The sequence below is a fragment of the Frondihabitans sp. 762G35 genome (genome assembly GCF_002074055.1).
Taxonomy (GTDB): domain Bacteria; phylum Actinomycetota; class Actinomycetes; order Actinomycetales; family Microbacteriaceae; genus Frondihabitans.
This window is the reverse complement of record NZ_CP014619.1, coordinates 1,873,005-1,891,773: the sequence shown is the minus strand read 5'-3', so window position 1 is coordinate 1,891,773 and position 18,769 is coordinate 1,873,005. Positions and strand designations below refer to the sequence as shown.

Below are 18,769 nucleotides of genomic sequence, written 5' to 3'. Positions count from 1 at the left end.
CGAAAGGGCTCCCGCCGTGTCCCAGATCTCCGCCCGCCGCCGGCGCTTCGCGCTCGTCTCCCTCGCGATGGGCGGCTTCGCCATCGGCGCCACGGAGTTCGTGGCGATGGGGCTCCTGCCGAACATCGCGCGCGACCTGATGCCCGCCGCGTTCGCCCAGTCGGCCTCGACGACGACGGCGCACGCCGGCATGCTGATCAGCGCCTACGCCCTGGGCGTCGTCGTCGGGGCCCCCACGATCGCCGCGACCACCTCGCACGTGCCCCGGAAGAAGCTGCTGCTCATCCTGCTCGCCGCGTTCGTCGTCGGGACGGTCGCGTCGGCCGTCCTCCCGTCGTTCGGCCTGGTGCTGCTGGCGCGGTTCGCCGCCGGTCTCCCGCACGGCGCCTACTTCGGAATCGCCTCGCTGGCCGCGGCCTCTCTGATGGGGCCCGGGAACAAGGGCAAGGGCGTGGCGTTCGTCCTGTCGGGCCTCACGATCTCCAACATCGTCGGAGTGCCGCTCATCACCTGGCTCGGCCAGGTCGCAGGCTGGCGCATCGCCTACGTCGCGGTCGCGCTCATCTTCGCCCTCACGTTCGCGGCCGTCGCGCTCGCCCTGCCGCACCAGGACGCCGCCGAGGGCGCGTCGCTGAGGCGCGAGCTGCAGGCCTTCGCCAAACCGCAGGTGTGGCTGGTCATGGGCATCGGCGCGATCGGCTTCGGCGGCTTCTTCGCCGTCTACAGCTACGTCTCGCCGGCCGTCACCCACACGGGCTACTCGGAGTCGCTGGTCCCGTTCGTCCTCGTCGGCGTCGGCGTCGGCATGACCATCGGCAACCTCCTCGGCGGCTGGGGCGCCGACAAGAGCATCCGGCGCACCCTCGTGTTCGGCTTCGGCGGACTCGTCGTGTCCCTCGTGGGATACGGGCTCACGGCGAACACGATCGTCGGGATCTTCTTCTTCGCCTTCCTCCTGGGGCTGACCTCCTCGCTCATCAGCCCCGCTATTCAGACGCGGCTGATGGAGGTGGCGGGCGACAGCCAGGTGATCGCGGCCGCGCTCAACCACTCGGCCTTCAACCTCGGCAACAGCCTGGGCGCGTACCTCGGCGGGGCGGTCATCGCCGCGGGGCTGGGGTTCCAGGCTCCGGCGTGGGTCGGAGTCGCGCTCGCCCTGGGCGGCATCGTGCTGACGGCGGTGAGCTACGCCGTGCAGCGGCGCCAGGCTCTGCGCGGCGAGCCCGTGCCGTCGGACACGCGGGAGATCCGGACCATCCCCGCGTAGCCGGGCGCTATCGCCCGGGGCGAGACTCCACGATTGGCCCGTTCTCACGAAGTTGAGCGGCGTGTCGTGGAGTCTCGCGAAGCGTGGGCACCGGCGCGAGCGGCGAGACTCCACGATTGGCGCGTTCTGGCGAAAGTGAGCGGCGTGTTGTGGAGTCTCGCGAAGCGCGGGCACCGGCGCGTGCGGCGAGACTCCACGATTGGTGCGTTCTGGCGAAAGTGAGCGGCGTGTTGTGGAGTCTCGCGCGAGAGGCGCGGGGCGGGCGGAGCCCGGCCGGGCTAGAAGCCGGCGGGGCCGGCGTCGTCCGTCTGGAGCAGGATGCCGTCCTGGATGGCCCGCTTCCGCAGCGCCACCTTGGTGCCGACGTCGAAGCCCGCGACGCGGTACTTCTCGCGGATGCGCTTGAGGTAGCTCTTCGCGGTCTCCTCGGAGATGCCGAGCTGGTAGGCGACCGCCTTGACGGGCTCGCCGCCGCCGTAGAGGGCCATGACCCGTCGCTCCTGCGCGCTGAGTTTCGGCACGCCGCCCACCTCCGCCGCGTTGAGCGCGAGGTCGAGCTCGGCGGAGATGTACGACTCGCCGTTCGACGCGGAGCGGATCGCCTCGACGATCATCTCGGCGTCCTCGCTCTTGACGAGGTAGCCGAGCGCGCCGGCGGCGAGGGCCTCTCGCACCAGGTTGGGCTCGGAGTAGGTGCTCATCAAGACCGTCTTGACCCCGGCGGTCTTCAGCGTGGAGATCTTGAGGGAGATCGGGAGGTTATCCTTCAGGTCGAGGTCGAGCAGCACGACGTCGACGGGGAACTCGGGGTGGGTCAGGAGCTCGGGCCACGACGCGACCGCGGCGACCATCGAGATGTCGCTGGCGGCACCGCGGATCCACTCGCTGAGCGCACCGAGGAGCATCTTGTGGTCGTCGACCAGGGCGAGGCGAATGCGGCCTTCGGAGTCGGGCACGTGTGAACTCTCTTTCACTGGGAGGGTGTGGCGCTGATGGAGCCGGATCACAGGGGCGCCGTCAGGGCTAATGCTAGGTCTCGGCGGGGTTGTCGACGGTACAGCGGATGGCGAGCCGCAAACTGCCCTCGTGCGTCGACACGGAGTACTCGCCGACGCGGGCGAGAGCGTTCCAGGTCGCGGGGGTGACGCGGTTGCGTCGGATGCCGGTCGAGGTGAGGTCGATCGGCACCTCGACCTGGCGGCCGGCGAGGTTCTGGATCGTGGTCGAGATGGGCCCGAGGGTCAGGGTGATGCCGGTGCCGGCGGCCCGGGTGCGGCGGTCCCCGAGGAGCAGCCAGACGGCCTGCAGGATCCCGTCGCGCTGCTCCGGCGTGAGCAGCCCGGCGAGCGACGACGGGTCGGCGAGCTTCACGGCTCGACCCAGGTACTCCGACTCGGTGACCGCGTGGTAGAGCCACGTCTCGCGCCGGCCCTCGATGAGGTGGAGGCGCAGCTCCGTGGCGAGGGACGCCGCTGTGGACGCGACCTGGGGTTCGAGGGGGAGCGGTACGTCTCCGGTCGCGACCCCGTCGAGGAGTTTCTCGGCGGCGAGGTCGAGGCGGGCGAGCTCGTCGCTCGCGAGCATGCCGACCGCGAAGCGCGGCTGCGTGACGGTGGACTGGACGAGTACCCGGTCGAGCTCGATCTGCACCATGTGGCGGAAGCGTTGCACGGCGTAGGTGCCGACGGCGGGCGGGAGCACGGCGAGGGCGAGCACGGCGACCTGCTGGGGGAAGGTGACGTGGTCGAGCGGCGTGGACAGCGCGATCGCCAGGACGAAGACGACGAAGAGCACGGCGGTGGCGACGACCAGTTCACGGGCGGGCCGGAGTGTCGCCAGGGGCAGGAGCCCGAATCCGACGGAGGCGCTGGCGGTCGCGTAGACGCCGACGTCGTGGAGCGGCCAGACGGCCACGAAGTCGAGGACCACGACGAGGGCGAGTGCGGCGCAGAGCGCGATCATGACCGGGCCGGTGAGTCTCTCGCCCTGGATGGCGACGAGAGTCACGACGCCGACGAAGGCGGCCAGGTAGAGGAGCCACGCGATGATCGCCGGGGCGGCGACCGGGTAGCGGGACAGGTGCACGAGGAAGAAGATCAGCCCGTAGACGGCCTGGACGGCTGCGACGGCGGCCGCCCCCATGCCGAGGTAGCCGGTACCGAGCGTGGCTCCGGCCGCCTGGGCCTGCCGAAGCGACCGCGCTCCGGTGGAGGACGTCGGCAGCCCGCGGGCCGCGCGCCGGTGGCGGGGGACTCCGAGGGTGTTCTCGTCGATGCTCACGCGGTGGTCCGATTCATCGTGGTGCCTCCAGCACGACCGTTGTTCCGGCGCCCGGCGCCGAGAAGAGCCGCGCGCCGCCGCCGACCTCGCGGAGGCGTTCGACGACGCTCTCCTTGAAGCCGAGCCGCTCCTCCGAGACGCCGTTCAGTTCGAAGCCGACTCCGGCGTCGGTGACCATGGCGCGGACCATCGTCTCGTCGTGGATGATCGTGACGTGGGCCTCGGTGACGCCGGCGTGACGCCGGACGTTCTCGAGGCATTCGGCGAGGGCGAGCAGGAAGGCGTCGAGGACGTGCGTCGGCAGGAGCACCTGACCCGTGCCGTGCCAGCTCACCTCGAGGCCCATGCGCCCGAAGCGCTGCTTGACGGACTCGAGGGTCTGGCCGAGGGGGCTCTCCTCGGCGGTGTCGAGGTTGTAGTTGCCGGAGGCCTGCGGCTGCGGGGTCGAGCCGAGTCGGAGGTGGCGGAGCAGGCGCGCGTCTTCGGCGGCCTGGGCGCGGAGGGCGTCGGGCGTGACGCCGAAGCCCGAGTGGGCGAGCAGGGTGAGGGTCGCGAGGACCGTGTCGTGCAGGAGCCGCGCCCCCTGTCGCCGCTGCGCCTCCGTCTCGCTCGCCTGCCGCTCCGCGCGGTGGGCGTTGCCGATCGAGTAGATGCGGCGGGCGGCGCGGGGCACGCTGTTGCTGATCCAGAACCCGGCGACGAAGCAGAGGACCCAACCGAGGAGGACGGCGGCGACCTGCACGCTGAAGATCTCGTGGGTCCCGAGGACGACGAGGAGGACGGCGAGGGCCGCGGAGACCGCGGCGAGGGCCACCCGGCGCTTGCTGGTCGACAGCAGGATGGCGAACGAGGCGACCGATCCGCCGAGCAGCGGCGCCAGGGCGCTGGTCACGGGGCCGTCGATGCCGCCCGGGACGAGGGCGATCCCGCCGGCGACAAGACCCGCAGCGATTCCGAGGAGGACCCACAGGATCTTTCCACTTCGCCCCACCATGATGAACATCGCGATCATGGCCAGGCCCGCGGCGGTGATCATCGCCTGTCGAGGGACGTCCGTCACCCCAGGGAACGCGAGAGCGGCGAGAGACGCCACGGTGCACGCGATTCCGAGGAAGCGCGACGTCGTCCGGAGCAGCCGATCGCGCTCCTGGGCGAAGAGGTCCATTCGAGTCCAAGAGGTATGGGGAAGGGCGTCGATGCACGACGCCTAGACACATCGTTCCATATTTCGACCCCGTCCGAGGGCCGTGGCGCGCGGATTGGTCGGAGAATCCCTCGGCCGTCGAGAGTCACGCCGAGAGAAGCGACCGCAGGTGCTCTCCCACGTCGACGCTTTCGATGAGGAAGCCGTCGTGCCCGAACTCGCTCGGGAGGATGATCGCACCGGTCGACGACGTCGGCCGGAGGGCGTCCGCGATCCTGCGCTGATCGTCGGGCGGGAAGAGCCGGTCGCTGTCGATCCCGAGGACGAGTGCGCGCGCCGTGATGCGCTGAAGCGCCGAGTCGACGCCGCCGCGGTCGCGCCCCAGATCGTGCGTGTTCATGGCGTGGACGAGGGTCACGTAGCTGTTGGCGTCGAACCGCCGGGTGAACTTGTTGCCGTGGAAGTCGAGGTAGCTCGCGACGGCGAACCGCCCCCGCCCGGTGAGGGGAGAGAGGTCGCTCTGCCAGCTCCGGCCGAAGCGCTCGTTCAGTTCGTCGGGCGACCGGTAGTTGAGCAGGGCCATCCGCCTGGCGAGGGCGAGACCGCGGTAGGGGCCTTCGCCTTCGGGGGCCTCGTAATAGTCGCCGTCGTCGAAGTGGGGGTCCATGTGGATGGCCTCGATCTGCACGATGTTGAGCGCGATCTGGTCGGCGCTCGACAGCGCCGTCGTCGAGAGCGCGGCGAGCCGCTCGACGCGGTGCGGAGCCGTGACGGCCCACTCGAGCGCGTGCATCCCGCCCATCGAGCCCCCGATCACGGCGGCGAAGCGCACGATCCCCAGCGCGTCCGCGAACCGGAGCTGCGCCTCGACCTGGTCGCGGATCGTCAGGGACGGGAAGCGCGACCCCCACTCGCGTCCGTCCGGATCGAGGGAGGCGGGACCCGTGGAGCCCTGGCAGCCGCCGAGCATGTTGGGGGCGACCACGAACCAGCGGTCGGTGTCGACGGCGAGGCCCGGCCCGACGATCCCGCTCCACCAGCCGCCGGTCGCGTGGCCCTCGCCGGCGGGTCCCGCGACGTGGCTGTCGCCGGTGAGCGCGTGGAGGACGAGGACGACGTTGGAGTCGTCGGCGAGCCGCTCGCCGAACGTCTCGTAGGCGATGCGGGGCCGGGGCAGCACCGCACCGCTCTCGAGGGGGAGGTCGTCGAGGGTGACGAAGAGCCTCCGGCCCGCAGGATCCCCCTCCCGCCACGCCCCCGTCACGGGAGGCTTGCCCAGCATCGACAGCCGCGTCCGCTCGGTGATCACACTCGAGGGCACGGTGTCTTCGGGGGTCGTCTGCCAGTCCATCAGGGTAAGTGTCGCAGTCGGCGAAGGGCATCGGCCGCGTGTTACGGCCGATGCCCTCCGAGGGGGTGTCGTGGTCGTCCTGGTGCCGCCGGAGCGGCCGCCGTCAGGACCGGAGCGACGCCTCCGTGACGCTCGCGGCGGCCGCGAAGCCGGCGTCGAGGTCGGCCTTCAGGTCGTCGACGTTCTCGAGGCCGACCGAGAGGCGCACCAGGCCGGGCGTCACACCCGTCGTGAGCTGCTGCTCGGGGGTCAGCTGCGAGTGCGTCGTGGAGGCCGGGTGGATGACGAGGCTCCGGACGTCGCCGATGTTGGCGAGGTGGCTGAACAGCGAGAGGCTGTCGACGAGCGCGCGCCCGGCGTCCACGCCGCCCTTCAGCTCGAACGACAGCACCGCGCCGACTCCGCGGGGGGCGTACTTGTTGGCCGCCGCGTACCAGGGCGACGTGGGGAGGCCGGCGTAGTAGACGGCGGCGACGTCGTCGCGCCACTCCGCGATGTCCTGGGCGTTCTGCACGTGGCGTTCGATCCGGAGCGACAGCGTCTCGATGCCCTGGATCAGCGCGAAGGCCGTGTCGGCGGAGTTGGACGAGCCGAGGTCGCGCAGGAGCTGCACGCGCGCCTTGATGATGTAGGCCAGCGGGTCGCCGACGGCCGTCGTGTAGCTCGCCCCGTGGTACGACGGGTCGGGCTCGGTGAGCTCCGGGAACTTCTCCACGTTCTTCGACCACTCGAACCGGCCGCCGTCGACGATGAAGCCGCCGATGACGGTCCCGTGACCGCCGAGGAACTTCGTGGCCGAGTGGACCACGATGTCCGCGCCGTGCTCGAACGGGCGGATCAGATACGGGGTCGCGATCGTGTTGTCGACGATGAGCGGCACGCCGTTCTCGTGAGCGACCTCCGAGACGAGGTCGATGTCGAGGATGTTGATCTTCGGGTTGCCGATCGTCTCGGCGAAGAAGAGCTTCGTGTTCGGGCGGACGGCGCGGCGCCACTCGTCGGCGTCGTCCTGGTTCTCGACGAAGGTCGTCTCGATGCCGAGCTTCGCCAGGGTGTACTTGAAGAGGTTGTACGTGCCGCCGTAGATCGACGACGACGACACGAGGTGGTCGCCGGCCCGGGCGATGTTGAGGATCGCGAGGGTCTCCGCCGCCTGGCCGGACGAGACCAGGAGAGCGCCGGAGCCGCCCTCCAGCGTCGCGATGCGCTGCTCGACGACGTCGTGGGTCGGGTTCATGATGCGCGAGTAGATGTTGCCGAACTCGGCGAGGGCGAAGAGGTTCGCCGCGTGCTGCGAGTTGTCGAAGACGTACGACGTCGTCTTGTAGATGGGCGTGGCGCGCGCGTGGGTCGTGGGGTCGGGCTGAGCACCGGCGTGGATCTGCTGGGTCTCGAACTTCCAGTCCTTCGGCTGATCGGTCATGGTGTCTCCTGGGTCGTCATGGGGCGTCGGGTCGGGAGTCGCTCGTCGATGAGCGACGCGCCGTTGCGGGCGAGCCTAGGGACAGGCGGGGGCCCTGGCAACGGGCACGGACACGGGGCGTAACCCCGGGCATCCTGCGCTCCGGCGGGGCGGTGCGGAGCACGCGGTAGCGTGGGGGGACCGACCGCGACGAGAGACAGAGGCACATCGGCATGACAGGCACGGAGACCACCAGGCGGGCCCTCGTCACCGGAGCGAGCTCGGGGATCGGCGAGGCCACGGTCCGCCTCTTCCGCGAGCACGGCTGGGAGGTGCTCGCCGTCGCCCGCCGTGAGGACCGCCTCCGGGCGCTCGCCGAGGAGACCGGGGCCACCTGGTTCCGGGCCGACGTCACGAGCGACGACGACATGGCCGCCCTCCGTGCCCACGTCGAGGCCACCGGGCCCCTCCACGCCCTCGTCAACAACGCCGGCGGCGCCTTCGGCCTCGACTCGGTCGAGGAGGGCTCGATCGACGACTGGCAGCGGATGTTCGACGTCAACGTGCTCGGCACGAAGCGCGCCGTCTCCTCGCTGCTGCCCTCGCTCCGACGCGGGGCGCAGGAGACGGGGTCCGGCGACATCATCACCGTCACCTCGATCGCCGGTCACGTCGCCTATGAGAACGGCGGCGGCTACAACGCCGCGAAGTTCGCCGAGCACGCTCTGGTCGCGGCGCTCCGGCTCGAGCTCAACGGCGAGCCCCTCCGGGTGATCGAGATCGCGCCCGGGATGGTCAAGACCGATTTCTCGCTCATCCGCTTCGACGGCGACCGTGCGCGCGCGGACGCCGTCTACGACGGGGTCGAGGCCCCGCTCACGGCCGCCGACATCGCCGAGTCGATCGTGCACGCGGCCCTGCTGCCCCCGCACGTCAACCTCGACCTCGTGACGATCAAGCCCGTCGCGCAGGCGGCGCCCCACAAGCTGACGCGCGGGCCGCTCTCGACTCGCTGAGGCCCCGCCGGGGGCTGAGGCTCCGCCCGACCACGAGGGTCGCGCCGCGGCGTCAGCCGATCTGCACGAGCTCGGTGACGTCGTCGCGCGGCAGGACGTCGGCCACCGCGCCGATCTCCATCTCGACGAGCGACACCCAACCGCCGGAGGTCGACAGCCACGCGGTATCGGAGGCGTCGCGACCCGTCGCGATCCGCACGAGACTCTGCCGGGGCGCGAGGGTCGTGGCGTCGACCACGTACCAGCGACCGTCGACGAGCGCCTCGGCCACGGCGTGGAAGTCCATCGGCCACAGCCCCGGCGCGTACACCGACACGAGCCTCGCCGGCACGTCGAGCGCTCGCAGCAGGGCGATCACGAGGTGGGCGTAGTCGCGGCAGACACCCCGCCGGTCGAGGAACGTCTGGACGGCGCCGTCGGTCGGCTGGCTCGCGCCGGGGACGTAGAGGAGGCGCCCGCCCACCCATGACGACACGGCCGCGAGGAGCTCGAGCCCCGCGAGCCCGCGGAACTCGCTTCTCGCGGTGGGGCCGAGGGTGTCGGACTCGCAGTAGCGGCTCGGGCGCAGGTACTGGATCGGATCGAGCGGCACGACCGGGATCGGTGCCGTCCGGCCTGCGACGTCGACGCGGTAGTCCACCTCGACGCGGCCCTTCCCGGCTCGGACGACGTGGAGCCGCGTGCCCCGGTCGTCGAGGAGCTCGCGCACGGGCAGGGGCCGGCCGGCCTGGGTGATGGACAGCGTCTCCCGGGCATCCTGCCCCTCCGCGACCGCCACGCTGAAGACGAGCTCCGCATCGGAGGCGGCGTCGAGGACGAGGCGGGCGGTCGCGGTGCGCATCATCCGTCGAGCATCCCATGCCGGGGAGGCCGGGTGGTGCCGACGAGCTCGCCGGCGACGCCGCTCGACGAGATCTCGACGAGTCGACCGCCCCAGAGCCGCACGTCCGCCGCGGCGATCGTCCAGAGGGTCCGGCCGTCGTCGAGATCGAACGCCGTCGCCCGGGACCGGCCGTCGCCCCCGGTCGTGTCGAGGCCGTAGCCGGTGGTCGTGCCCTGGCCGACGACGGCGCTTCCGCGGGGCATCGTCGTCGTGAAGCGGATCCGTCCCGACCCGGCGTCGACCTCGCGGATCGTCAGCGTGGAGTCGGTGCCCCCGACCGGTCCGATCACCTGGATGTCGTCGGTCGTCGAGCCCGGGGGAGTGCCGATGACATCGCCCGAGATCGGGGCTGTCCACCGGCTCCTGCCCGTCGAGCGGTCGAAGCAGGTCAGGCTCGCGGCGCCGGTCGACGCGACGATGCAGGTGCGGGACGGCACGAGGGCCGCCAGCTGCGGGATGGGCTGGCTCCAGAGCGCCCTCCCGTCGCGGTCGAGCAGGGTCATCGTCGACGAGAGGCCGACACCGCGCGGATAGGTGACGGTCAGCAGCTGGTCGTCGTCGACCGGCCGGACGCTCTGCACCCGGCGGATGTCCGTGCCCCAGGGGGTCTCCCGACCCGTCTCCCCGCTCACCTGGATCGTGCCCGACACCAGGGGGACGACGACGCGGTCGGAGAGGAACTCGGGGTAGATGGCCGTGGACATGGCCCGCCGCCAGCGCAGGGTGTCGAGGCTGTCGAGTCGCCGGAGCGAGTAGGTCTGCACGGTGCCGCCGCTGTCGGGGACGACGCTCAGCACCAGCGAGCCCGACACGGCGAAGTTGATCACCTCGTCGATCCGGTCGATGCTGCCCTGGCTGATCGTGTCGCCGTTCGCTGCGGAGAGGGCGATCAGCGTGTCGCCGCCGGAGCCGTCGATCCCGATCACCACGGCGCCGGCCGAGGGAGCCGCGTGGGCGATCAGCGAGGAGACGGTGGTGCCGAGGTCGAGCTCCAGGTCGCGCCTCCACAGCACCGCACCGCTCTCGGGATCGAGGGCGACGACGATGCCGGCCGTCCTGGCCCCCGACACCTGGCACTCCTGGTTCTCGGCGGTCGAGCTCGGCGGCGGGACCGTGGCCGTGACGACGACGTGGCGGGCGTCGATCGTCTCGTCCCGGAAGGAGAAGCACGAGGCCGGGATCCCCTCGCCGAAGAGCGGGACGAGCGCCCGGGTCCAGCCGGTCGGGGTGGGCCGGTCGCGGACGTCGGCCACGGTGGTCCCGCCCGCGGGAGCGAGCGATCCGTAGACGGGCTGCGCCGCGGCTCCTGCGCCGGCGACCAGGGCAGTCAGCGCGAGGAGTCCCAGGTAGAGGAGACCGACGCGCCGGAGGGGCGACCGGCGACCGTCCGCTCGTCGGCTCTCGAGGCCGCGGTCGCCCGGGAGCGGGCCGGAAGATGCGGAGGAGGGAACCGCAGGATGCCCGGGACCGTCGACCGCCGCGCCGCGCACGTCGACCCGGCTCGGCCTCGGTGGCACCCACCGGCCCTCCTCGACGTCCATGTCGCTCCTTCGCGCTCGGCGGCGGCACCGCCCACCGCCCATGCTAGGTCTCCCGGGCCGACGGGGACCCGAAGCGCTCCGCGACGAGAAGACGGACTCGAACACACGTTCGAAGCGGGGTAGGCTTCACCCATGACCCTCGCGTTCCAGACCTCGCTCTTCGACGACCTCGACGCCGAGCCCCTGATCGGCGCGCTCGCGACCACGGTCGAGCGCATCGACCTCGGCGAAGGAGCCTGGCTCGACCTCCGGCCCGGGTGGGTCCAGAACTCCGACGCGCTCTTCGAACGACTCGTCGATAGCGTGCCGTGGCAGGCCGACCGGCGGCAGATGTACGACCGCGTCGTCGACGTCCCGCGACTCGTCTCCTGGTTCGGCCCCTCCGACGGCCTCCCCGACCCTGCGCTCGCGGCGGCCAGGGATGCCCTCAACGACCACTATGGGCGCCCGCCCGGTCAGGTCTTCGAGACGGCGGGTCTGTGCTTCTACCGCACGGGTGACGACAGCATCGCCTGGCACGGCGACAACGTCGGGCCCGGCATCGACGACGACACGATGGTGGCGATCGTCTCGGTCGGAGCCGAACGCACGCTCGCCGTCCGATCCCGCAGCGGCGGCGACGTCCGACGCTTCCCCCTCGGCCACGGCGACCTGCTCGTCATGGGCGGGAGCTGCCAGCGCACGCACGAGCACTCGATCGCGAAGTCGAAGCGCGCCGTCGGACCCCGCATCAGCATCCAGTTCCGACCCGTCTGGTCGCGAACCGCATGAACGACCGCGAAGGCGTCCCGCCGCAGGCCGTGTCCTCCGTCGCTCCGGCGCTCGCCGGGAGGGCGGTCATCAGCCAGCACTGGGGCGATCTCGCGTTCGCCCACTGGCGGGTCGAGCCCGAGCGCGTCGCGCCGCTCCTGCCGCCCGGGACGCGGCCCGACGTCTTCGACGGTTCCGCCTGGGTCGGTCTGATCCCGTTCGAGCTGTCCCGGAGCGCTTTCCCGCCGACCCCGGCCGTCCCCTACTTCGGGCGTTTCGCCGAGACCAACGTCCGCCTCTACAGCGTCGACTCCGAGGGTCGGCGCGGGGTGGTCTTCCGTTCGCTCGAGGCGGCCAGGCTCGTCCCCGTGCTGACCGCACGCATCGGGTTGGGCCTGCCCTACATGTGGGCCGACATGAGCATCGTCCGCGGCGGCGGGACGATCAGCTACGAGACGTCGAGACGGTGGCCGGCCCGCGTCGGCACCGGTGCCGAGTCGGGTCGCCGGCTGACGCGACCGCGCAGCCGGATGACCATCCGGCCGCTGGCCGAGACCGTCGTCGGCGACCCGCTCGCCGACTTCCTCACGGCCCGCTGGGGCATGCACGTCGCCCGCGGGGCCCGCACCCGCTACTGGCCGAACGAGCACGGCGCCTGGCCGCTCCAGCGGGCGGAGCTCGTCGACCTCGACGACGAGCTGGTCGCCTGGGCGGGGCTGCCCGGGGTCACCGACCGCGCGCCCGACTCCCTGCTCTACTCGCGCGGCGTCGACACCACCTTCGCGGCGCCCGCCCGCTGAGACCGGGTCGACCGCCGTGAGCGCGCGGGGTGCTCTGGCACTACGGTTGTCCGCATGGTTCTCCTCCCCGACGATGCCCAGAGTCCAGGCGGTGCCGAGCGCGGCGACGGCGACCCGACGTCCCTCGGGGTGGAGGAATCCTCCCGCGACTCCAGCCGCGAGATCCTCGGCTGGCTGGAGTTCGGCGAGGCCGCTCGCGAGCTGGCGCAGGACGTCCTGGCGAGCGGATTCCGCCCCGACGTGGTCGTCGCGATCGCTCGCGGCGGGCTCGTCCTCGCCGGGGCCATCTCCTACGCCCTCGACACGAAGATGTGCGGCTCGATCAACGTCGAGTTCTACACCGGCGTCAACGCGGTCCTTGAGAAGCCGGTCGTCCTGCCTCCGGCGCTCGACGCTCCCGCCCTCGCCGGGAAGCGGGTGCTCCTCGTCGACGACGTCTCCGACTCGGGGCGGACCCTTCAGCTCGTGCGCGACATCCTGCGCGGTCATGGCGCCGACGTCCACACCGTCTGCCTCTACTCGAAGCCCCGCACCATCCTGGAGCCCGACCACATCTGGCGCCGCACGGCCGACTGGATCACGTTCCCGTGGAGCGCTCTGCCCCCGGTGACGGTGAGCGCGTGAGCATCCACCTCGTCGGAGGAGGCTGGTCGAGCGAGTCGACGGAGGTCTACGAGCTCTTCGTGGCCGAGGCCGCGACCCGCGGCGCGCGAGTGGGCCGCGACGTGCCCCGCATCGCCGTGCTCATCGTCGTGGAGGACGACGTGCCGAGCGCCGACTACCGCTCCGAGTTCCCCGGGCTCCTGGCCGCGATCGGCCCGTGCGAACCGCTCGTGACCGAGGTGGTCTCCAGCGACGTCTTCGACACGCGCGTCCTCTCCGACATCGACGGCCTGCTGATCGGCGGCGGCATCACCCCCGCCTACTTCGAGGCCATCGTCCCGCTGATCGACCAGGTCAGGCTGCTCGTCGCCGACGGCCTGCCCTACCTCGGGTTCTCGGCTGGCGCCATGATCGCCGCCGACACGGCGATCCTCGGCGGCTACCGCATCGGCGGCGTCGAGGTCTGCCCGCAGGAGTCGTCGGAGGACCTCGACGAGGTCACGCTCGCCCAGGGCCTCGGCCTCGTCGATCTCGCGATCGACGTCCACGCGGCCCAGTGGGGCACCCTCACGCGCCTCATCGCCGCGACGGAGGCGGGCCTCGTCACGGGCGGCGTCGCCATCGACGAGAACACGGCCCTGGTCGTCGGCGAGGGAGCCCTCGCCGTCATCGGCGCGGGCAGCGTCTGGCGGGTCGAGCCGCAGCTCGACGACGACTCCGGCGAGATCGTCGGGGTCTCGGTCGGGACGATCGGTGTCTCCTGACGCCGCTGCGGGCGCCCCGGGCGTGCACCCGCTCGGCGACCTGATCGACCCCGGCTGGGCCGAGGCGCTCGAGCCGGTGGCCTCTCAGGTCGCGCGCATGGGCGACTTCCTCCGCGACGAGGTGGCCGCCGGGCGGCCCTATCTCCCGGCGGGGTCGCAGGTCCTCCGTGCCTTCACGTACCCGTTCGACGAGGTGAAGGTGCTCATCGTCGGGCAGGATCCCTACCCGACGCCGGGGCACCCGATCGGTCTGTCGTTCGCGGTCGACCCGCACGTGCGGCCGATCCCGAGGAGCCTGGCGAACATCTACCGCGAGTTGAACGACGACCTGGGGCTCCTGCCGGTCGATCACGGCGATCTCACGGCGTGGTCGGAGGAGGGGGTGATGCTGCTGAACCGTGTTCTCACGGTGCGTCCGGGCGAGGCCGCCTCGCATCGTCGTGCCGGCTGGGAGGCGGTGACCGATCGTGCGATCCAGGCGCTGGTGGAGCGGGGAGGCCCCCTCGTCGCCGTCCTCTGGGGTCGCGACGCGCAGTCGCTCAAGCCTCTCCTCGGCGACACCCCCGTCGTCGAGTCCGCGCATCCGAGCCCGCTGTCGGCCTCGCGCGGGTTCTTCTCCTCGCGTCCGTTCAGCCGTGTGAACGAGCTCCTCGAGGAGCAGGGGGCCGCGCCCGTCGACTGGCGCCTACCGGCTCTGCCGGGACCCGTGGCAGGGTAGAGACGTGCTCGAAGAGGAATACCAGCAGCGTCGTCAGCTCCCGCGCGCGCTCCGCAAGCAGCCGCCCGAGGAGCCGCCGTTCAGCTACGTCATCCGGCCCGCGCTGGAGGCCGACCTCCCCGGGATCCGGGAGGTCTACAACCTCTACGTCGCGAACTCCACGGTCACCTTCGACGAGAAGGCGAAGACGCTCCGAGAGTGGCGGACCACCTTCGCGAAGGCGCAGAAGCTCCAGATGCCGATGCTCGTGGCGGAGTCGCCCTCGGGCCACATCCTGGGCTACACGATGGTGATGCCGTGGCAGTCCAAGGCGGCCTACCGCTTCACCGTCGAGAACTCCATCTACCTGCACCCGGCGTCGACAGGCAAGGGTCTCGGCAAGGCCCTCCTCGCCGCCCTCATCGACGCCTGCCAGGAGGTCGGGATCCGCGAGATCATCGCGGTCATCGCCGACCGGGGCGCCGACGCGTCGATCCGCCTCCACGCGTCGTTCGGCTTCAAGGAGGTCGGCAGGATGGGCAGGGTCGGCTTCAAATTCGACCGCTGGCTCGGAACCGTGATGATGCAGAAGTCGATCAAGAAGAAACCGCGGCGCGAGCGGGCGTAGCGGAGCCGTCCCGGGTGCCTCACGACTCGACGCGGTGCCCGCCGCCGAGTTCGAGCATGGTCACGCCGCCGATGACGAGGACGATTCCGCCGAGCTGGACCAGCGACAGCGTCTCGTGGAACACGAGCCGGCTGATGACGGCGACGAGGACGACACCCACCCCGGCCCAGATCGCGTAGGCGATCCCCAGGGGGACGCCGTGCCCGAGGGTCTGCGCCAGCATCGCGAAGGCGAAGACGTAGCCCACGACCACCACGATGTACGGCCACCAGGGGGCGCTCGGCCCGCTGGCGACCTTGAGGAAGCTGGTGGCGACGACCTCGCCGACGATGGCGAGCGCCAGGAACAGGTAACCGATCACGATCTCTCCGTGTCGCGCCCCGACGCCGCCGGCCGTCTGCTCGACCGGGGGAGCGCTATCGGCCACACCGTAGCCGACGCGGGTGAACGCGGAGCGGCCCGCGCGGTCCGATGCGGACCGCCGGGCGGTGCCGCTCTCCGAGCGCACGGGAACGATCCGCGTCGGCCCGAGCGGGTCGGGTCGAGCGGATCGATCGGTTCCGGGCATCCTGCCGGTGTCGCCCGGTGCCTCGCCGTCGAGCGACGGGGCACCGGGCGGACACTCAGCGGCGGAGGCGAGCCCGCAGGAGCAGGCCGGCACCTCCCAGCAGGATGAGCAGGCCCGCGAGCAGGCCGGGGAGCGGCGAGTCGCTGCCGGTGTAGGCGAGGCTGCCCGTGGAGGCCACGGTCGTGGCGGCGCCCAGGCCGGCCGGGTCGAGAGCCGAGCCGCTACCCGTCGCGGCGGCCGTCGTCACGGTCGGGAGACCGTCGGAGGCGGGGGCTGCCGGGGTGATCGGGGTCGCCGGGGTGGTCGGCAGGGTCGGTCCGGACGGTGTCGACGGCGTGGTGGGCGTCGTCGGCGTCGTCGGCGTGGTGGGTGTCGTCGGGGTGGTCGGCGTGGTCGGCGTGGTGGTCGAGCCGGTGGTCGAGCTGTCGCCGATCACCGAGACGGCCGAGCCGCCGATCGTGACGGGCAGGGACACGACGGGCACGACCTGCGTGCCTCCGAGGAGGCCGCCGTTCCCGCTCGTGGTGCTGCCGCCGCCGGTCGTCGTGCCGGTGGGCTGACCCGTGACGGTGCTTCCGGTGCTGCTGGAGTCGCCGATGACGGAGATCGCGTCACCCGAGACGGTCACAGGGAGACCGACGACCGGCACGATCTGCGTGCCGGAGCCGATGCCGTCGGAACCGGTGGTGGTGCTTCCGGTGCCGGTGGTGCCGGTGGCCGGGGTGGTGCCGGATCCGGTGGTGCTGCCGGTGGAGGCGCTGTCACCGATGACGGAGACGGCGTCGCCGCCGGCGGTGATCGGCGCCGTGACGACGGGGACGATCTGGGTTCCGCCGAGGACGCTGTCGGTGCCGGTGGTGGTGCTTCCGGTGCCGGTGGTGCCGGTGGTGCCGGTGGCCGGGGTGGTGCCGGTGCCGGTGGTGCTGCCGGTGGAGGCGCTGTCACCGATGACGGAGACGGCGTCGCCGCCGGCGGTGATGGGCGCCGTGACGACGGGGATGATCTGGGTTCCGCCGAGGACGCTGTCGGTGCCGGTGGTGGTGCTTCCGGTGCCGGTGGTGCCGGTCGTGCCGGTGGCCGGGGTGGTGCCGGATCCGGTGGTGCTGCCGGTGGAGGCGCTGTCACCGAGCACCGACAGGCTGTTCCCGGAGACGGTGACCGGCAGGGTCACGTCGACGAGGGCCTGCGTCCCGCTGGCTGCGCCGTCGGCACCGGACGTGGTGGCGGCGGACGGGGCGGAGGACGCCGGGCCCGTGGCTCCTGCGGTCGGAGCCGAGGTGCGGGAGTCCGTCGACGAGGAGTCGCCGACCACCGAGACCGCATTGCCCGAGACGGTCACGGGAGCGGAGACCGCCGGGGCGACCTGCGTGCCCGAAGCGACACCGTGGGCGCCGGATGTCACGGGAGCGGACGGGGCCGCCGCCGGTGCCGACGTCGCGGGGGCCGCTGCGGGGGCGGCCGGAGCCGCGCTGCTGTTCGTCGACGCCGAGTGACCGACCGCCGAGACGGCGTTCCCGGTGACGGTGACCGGCACCTTCACGGAGACGATGCCCTGCGTTCCGGAGAGGATGCCGCCGAGCCCGCTGGTGCGGGAGGTGGCGGGAGCCGTCGCCGGCGCCGCCGGGGCGGTCGATGCGGCGGGTGCCGCGGTGTGCGTCGTCGCCCCGGTGCTCCGGGAGTGGCCGATCACGCTGATCGCGTTGCCCGTCGCGGTGACGGGTGCGGAGACGGCGCTGGTGACCTGGGTGCCGGAGACGAGTCCTTCGGCTCCCGAGGTCGTGGCGGCGCTGGCCGCCGTGGTGCCGGCGGCCCAGAGGCCTCCGACGAAGCAGGCTCCGATGAGCCCGCGGAAGACGTACTTGTTCATGAGAAAGAACTCCTGTGTCGACGTTCTCGAGTCGAGGGATCTCGACCCGGATGAGTGATGGTCGTGTCGCTGGTGCGACGTGTGCTCGTTCTGCCGCAGGGGCAGTGAGCGGACCGTCAGTCGGGCGTCGTGTCGGAGTCGTACGTGGGGGCCAGCGGGAGGCGCGAGCCGTCCGCGGAAGCGTGGAGCTGTGCGGCCGGGGACGGCAGCGGGACGCCGTCCGTGGTGACGGCGGCGGGGGCCGAGGCGGCAGGACCCGAGCCGGCTCCGCCGGCGCCGGCGGTCGGCGCCGGAGCGACGGGGGCCGGAGCCACGGGTCCGGGCTGCGGGGCCGGGACGGGCGCGGGGGCGGTGACCGGCTGCACGGGGGAGTGCGTGGCGGCGGTGGCGCGGGCCGTGGCTCCTGTGGTGGTCGAAGCCGTCGCGGTCGAGAAGGGGGACGCGTGAGTCGTCGTCGCGGACGCGGCTGCGGCGGACGCGGTGGCGACGATCGGTGCGTCGTGGCCGGGCACGACGGCCTCGGTCGGCGCCGCGGGGGACGAGCCGGGAGTGCCCGCCTGCGGGCCGGTCGGAGCGCTCGGCGAGGGGGCCGCGATCGCGCCGTCGGCACCGTCGGCGACCGAAGAGAGCGTCTCGTCGACGGTCGACACGACCGGTGCGGTCACGGTGCTGACCGGGCTTTTTCCGGTGACCGCGGTGACGACGGGAGCCGCGGTGCCCACGCTGTCGACCACGTGGTCGACGGTGGTCGCGACGGGCGTGACGACGGCCGACACGGGCTTCGATGCGGTGACGTGCGTGACGACGGCGGGGACGACGGGGGCGGCTTTCGCCACGACCTTCCCGACGACCGGGACGGGCGCGGTGACCTTCTCTACGGTCGTCGTGACCCGACCGACCGTGGCTCCGGCGCCGGATCCCACGGTGGTGGTGACCTTCGCGACGGGCGCGGCGACGCGTCCGACGACTCCGGCCACGGAGCCGACGAGAGAGGGCTTCGCGGGGGCGGTCGCGGCGGACGCGGACGGTGTGTCGGCGGCCGATGCGGCCGGCGAGGAGAGCGCGAAACCGAGGATCAGCCACGCCGCGGCCACGAGGCCGGCGACGAGGAGAAGGCGCACGAGAACGAAGGGGGTGCGTTCAGCCGTCTGATCCACGGCGATCACCTTCTTCGGTCGATCGTGTCTGCCGGAGGTGGTTGGTCTCCG

At 72.1% G+C, this 18,769-nt stretch carries 18 protein-coding genes; 8 read left to right on the top strand and 10 right to left on the bottom strand.

What is annotated here, in order from left to right:
* Positions 1-67: 67 nt before the first annotated feature.
* Complete coding sequence (locus AS850_RS09065) at positions 68-1,267, top strand: MFS transporter (RefSeq protein ID WP_119870231.1); 1,200 nt, start codon at positions 68-70, stop codon at positions 1,265-1,267.
* Positions 1,268-1,545: 278 nt separating this feature from the next.
* Here the strand turns inward: AS850_RS09065 and AS850_RS09060 are convergent, their stop codons facing one another.
* The 5 genes from AS850_RS09060 to AS850_RS09040 all read right to left on the bottom strand — a co-directional run bounded on the left by AS850_RS09060 (position 1,546) and on the right by AS850_RS09040 (position 7,465).
* Positions 1,546-2,223 carry a response regulator transcription factor gene (locus AS850_RS09060; RefSeq protein ID WP_257788658.1) on the bottom strand — a complete coding sequence of 226 codons (678 nt, stop codon included), beginning with the start codon at positions 2,221-2,223 and terminating at the stop codon, positions 1,546-1,548.
* A gap of 73 nt (positions 2,224-2,296) precedes the next feature.
* Positions 2,297-3,547 carry a hypothetical protein gene (locus AS850_RS09055; RefSeq protein WP_119868821.1) on the bottom strand — a complete coding sequence of 417 codons (1,251 nt, stop codon included), beginning with the start codon at positions 3,545-3,547 and terminating at the stop codon, positions 2,297-2,299.
* 13 nt (positions 3,548-3,560) lie between these two features.
* Positions 3,561-4,712: a sensor histidine kinase gene (locus AS850_RS09050; RefSeq protein ID WP_119868820.1), complete on the bottom strand. Its 1,152-nt coding sequence runs from the start codon at positions 4,710-4,712 to the stop codon at positions 3,561-3,563.
* A gap of 124 nt (positions 4,713-4,836) precedes the next feature.
* Positions 4,837-6,042, bottom strand: a complete 1,206-nt coding sequence (metX, locus tag AS850_RS09045; protein ID WP_119868819.1) for a homoserine O-acetyltransferase MetX — start codon at positions 6,040-6,042, stop codon at positions 4,837-4,839.
* Positions 6,043-6,145: 103 nt separating this feature from the next.
* Entirely contained in the window at positions 6,146-7,465 is a 1,320-nt protein-coding gene (locus tag AS850_RS09040) for a bifunctional o-acetylhomoserine/o-acetylserine sulfhydrylase (protein ID WP_119868818.1), read from the bottom strand.
* Positions 7,466-7,677: 212 nt separating this feature from the next.
* Here AS850_RS09040 and AS850_RS09035 point away from each other — a divergent pair, with 212 nt between their 5' ends.
* On the top strand, positions 7,678-8,460 hold the full coding sequence (locus AS850_RS09035; RefSeq protein ID WP_119868817.1) for an SDR family oxidoreductase: 783 nt from the start codon (positions 7,678-7,680) through the stop codon (positions 8,458-8,460).
* A gap of 52 nt (positions 8,461-8,512) precedes the next feature.
* On the opposite strand, the gene AS850_RS09030 is transcribed toward AS850_RS09035, so the two are convergent.
* Both AS850_RS09030 and AS850_RS09025 read right to left on the bottom strand, forming a co-directional pair.
* Positions 8,513-9,304, bottom strand: a complete 792-nt coding sequence (locus AS850_RS09030) for a transglutaminase-like domain-containing protein (RefSeq protein ID WP_119868816.1) — start codon at positions 9,302-9,304, stop codon at positions 8,513-8,515.
* Positions 9,301-10,884 carry an outer membrane protein assembly factor BamB family protein gene (locus AS850_RS09025; protein WP_164088421.1) on the bottom strand — a complete coding sequence of 528 codons (1,584 nt, stop codon included), beginning with the start codon at positions 10,882-10,884 and terminating at the stop codon, positions 9,301-9,303. The genes AS850_RS09030 and AS850_RS09025 overlap by 4 nt, the downstream gene beginning before the upstream one ends.
* A 132-nt stretch (positions 10,885-11,016) precedes the next feature.
* On the opposite strand from AS850_RS09025, the gene AS850_RS09020 reads away from it, so the two are divergent.
* Genes AS850_RS09020 through AS850_RS08995 form a run of 6 tightly spaced genes read left to right on the top strand, consistent with a single transcriptional unit; the run spans position 11,017 to position 15,126 of the window.
* Complete coding sequence (locus tag AS850_RS09020) at positions 11,017-11,655, top strand: alpha-ketoglutarate-dependent dioxygenase AlkB (RefSeq protein ID WP_119868814.1); 639 nt, start codon at positions 11,017-11,019, stop codon at positions 11,653-11,655.
* Complete coding sequence (locus AS850_RS09015) at positions 11,652-12,434, top strand: YqjF family protein (RefSeq protein ID WP_119868813.1); 783 nt, start codon at positions 11,652-11,654, stop codon at positions 12,432-12,434. Before AS850_RS09020 ends, AS850_RS09015 begins: the two co-directional genes overlap by 4 nt.
* Before the next feature lie 54 nt (positions 12,435-12,488).
* Positions 12,489-13,058: a phosphoribosyltransferase gene (locus AS850_RS09010; protein ID WP_119868812.1), complete on the top strand. Its 570-nt coding sequence runs from the start codon at positions 12,489-12,491 to the stop codon at positions 13,056-13,058.
* Positions 13,055-13,801 (top strand): Type 1 glutamine amidotransferase-like domain-containing protein, encoded by a 747-nt coding sequence (locus tag AS850_RS16675; protein ID WP_236940663.1) that lies wholly within the window; start codon positions 13,055-13,057, stop codon positions 13,799-13,801. Before AS850_RS09010 ends, AS850_RS16675 begins: the two co-directional genes overlap by 4 nt.
* Entirely contained in the window at positions 13,791-14,519 is a 729-nt protein-coding gene (locus tag AS850_RS09000; protein WP_236940662.1) for a uracil-DNA glycosylase, read from the top strand. Before AS850_RS16675 ends, AS850_RS09000 begins: the two co-directional genes overlap by 11 nt.
* Positions 14,520-14,523: 4 nt before the next feature.
* Entirely contained in the window at positions 14,524-15,126 is a 603-nt protein-coding gene (locus AS850_RS08995; protein WP_119868810.1) for a GNAT family N-acetyltransferase, read from the top strand.
* A gap of 19 nt (positions 15,127-15,145) precedes the next feature.
* Here the strand turns inward: AS850_RS08995 and AS850_RS16670 are convergent, their stop codons facing one another.
* The 3 genes from AS850_RS16670 to AS850_RS08980 form a co-directional block, all read right to left on the bottom strand.
* A complete protein-coding gene (locus AS850_RS16670) occupies positions 15,146-15,694 on the bottom strand; it encodes a DMT family transporter (protein ID WP_216819712.1) in 549 nt (182 codons plus the stop codon).
* Between the two features lie 55 nt (positions 15,695-15,749).
* A complete protein-coding gene (locus AS850_RS08985; RefSeq protein WP_119868809.1) occupies positions 15,750-17,561 on the bottom strand; it encodes a chaplin family protein in 1,812 nt (603 codons plus the stop codon).
* Positions 17,562-17,677: 116 nt separating this feature from the next.
* Positions 17,678-18,718, bottom strand: coding sequence for a hypothetical protein (locus AS850_RS08980; RefSeq protein ID WP_123955479.1), 1,041 nt, complete (start codon positions 18,716-18,718; stop codon positions 17,678-17,680).
* Positions 18,719-18,769 lie beyond the last annotated feature (51 nt).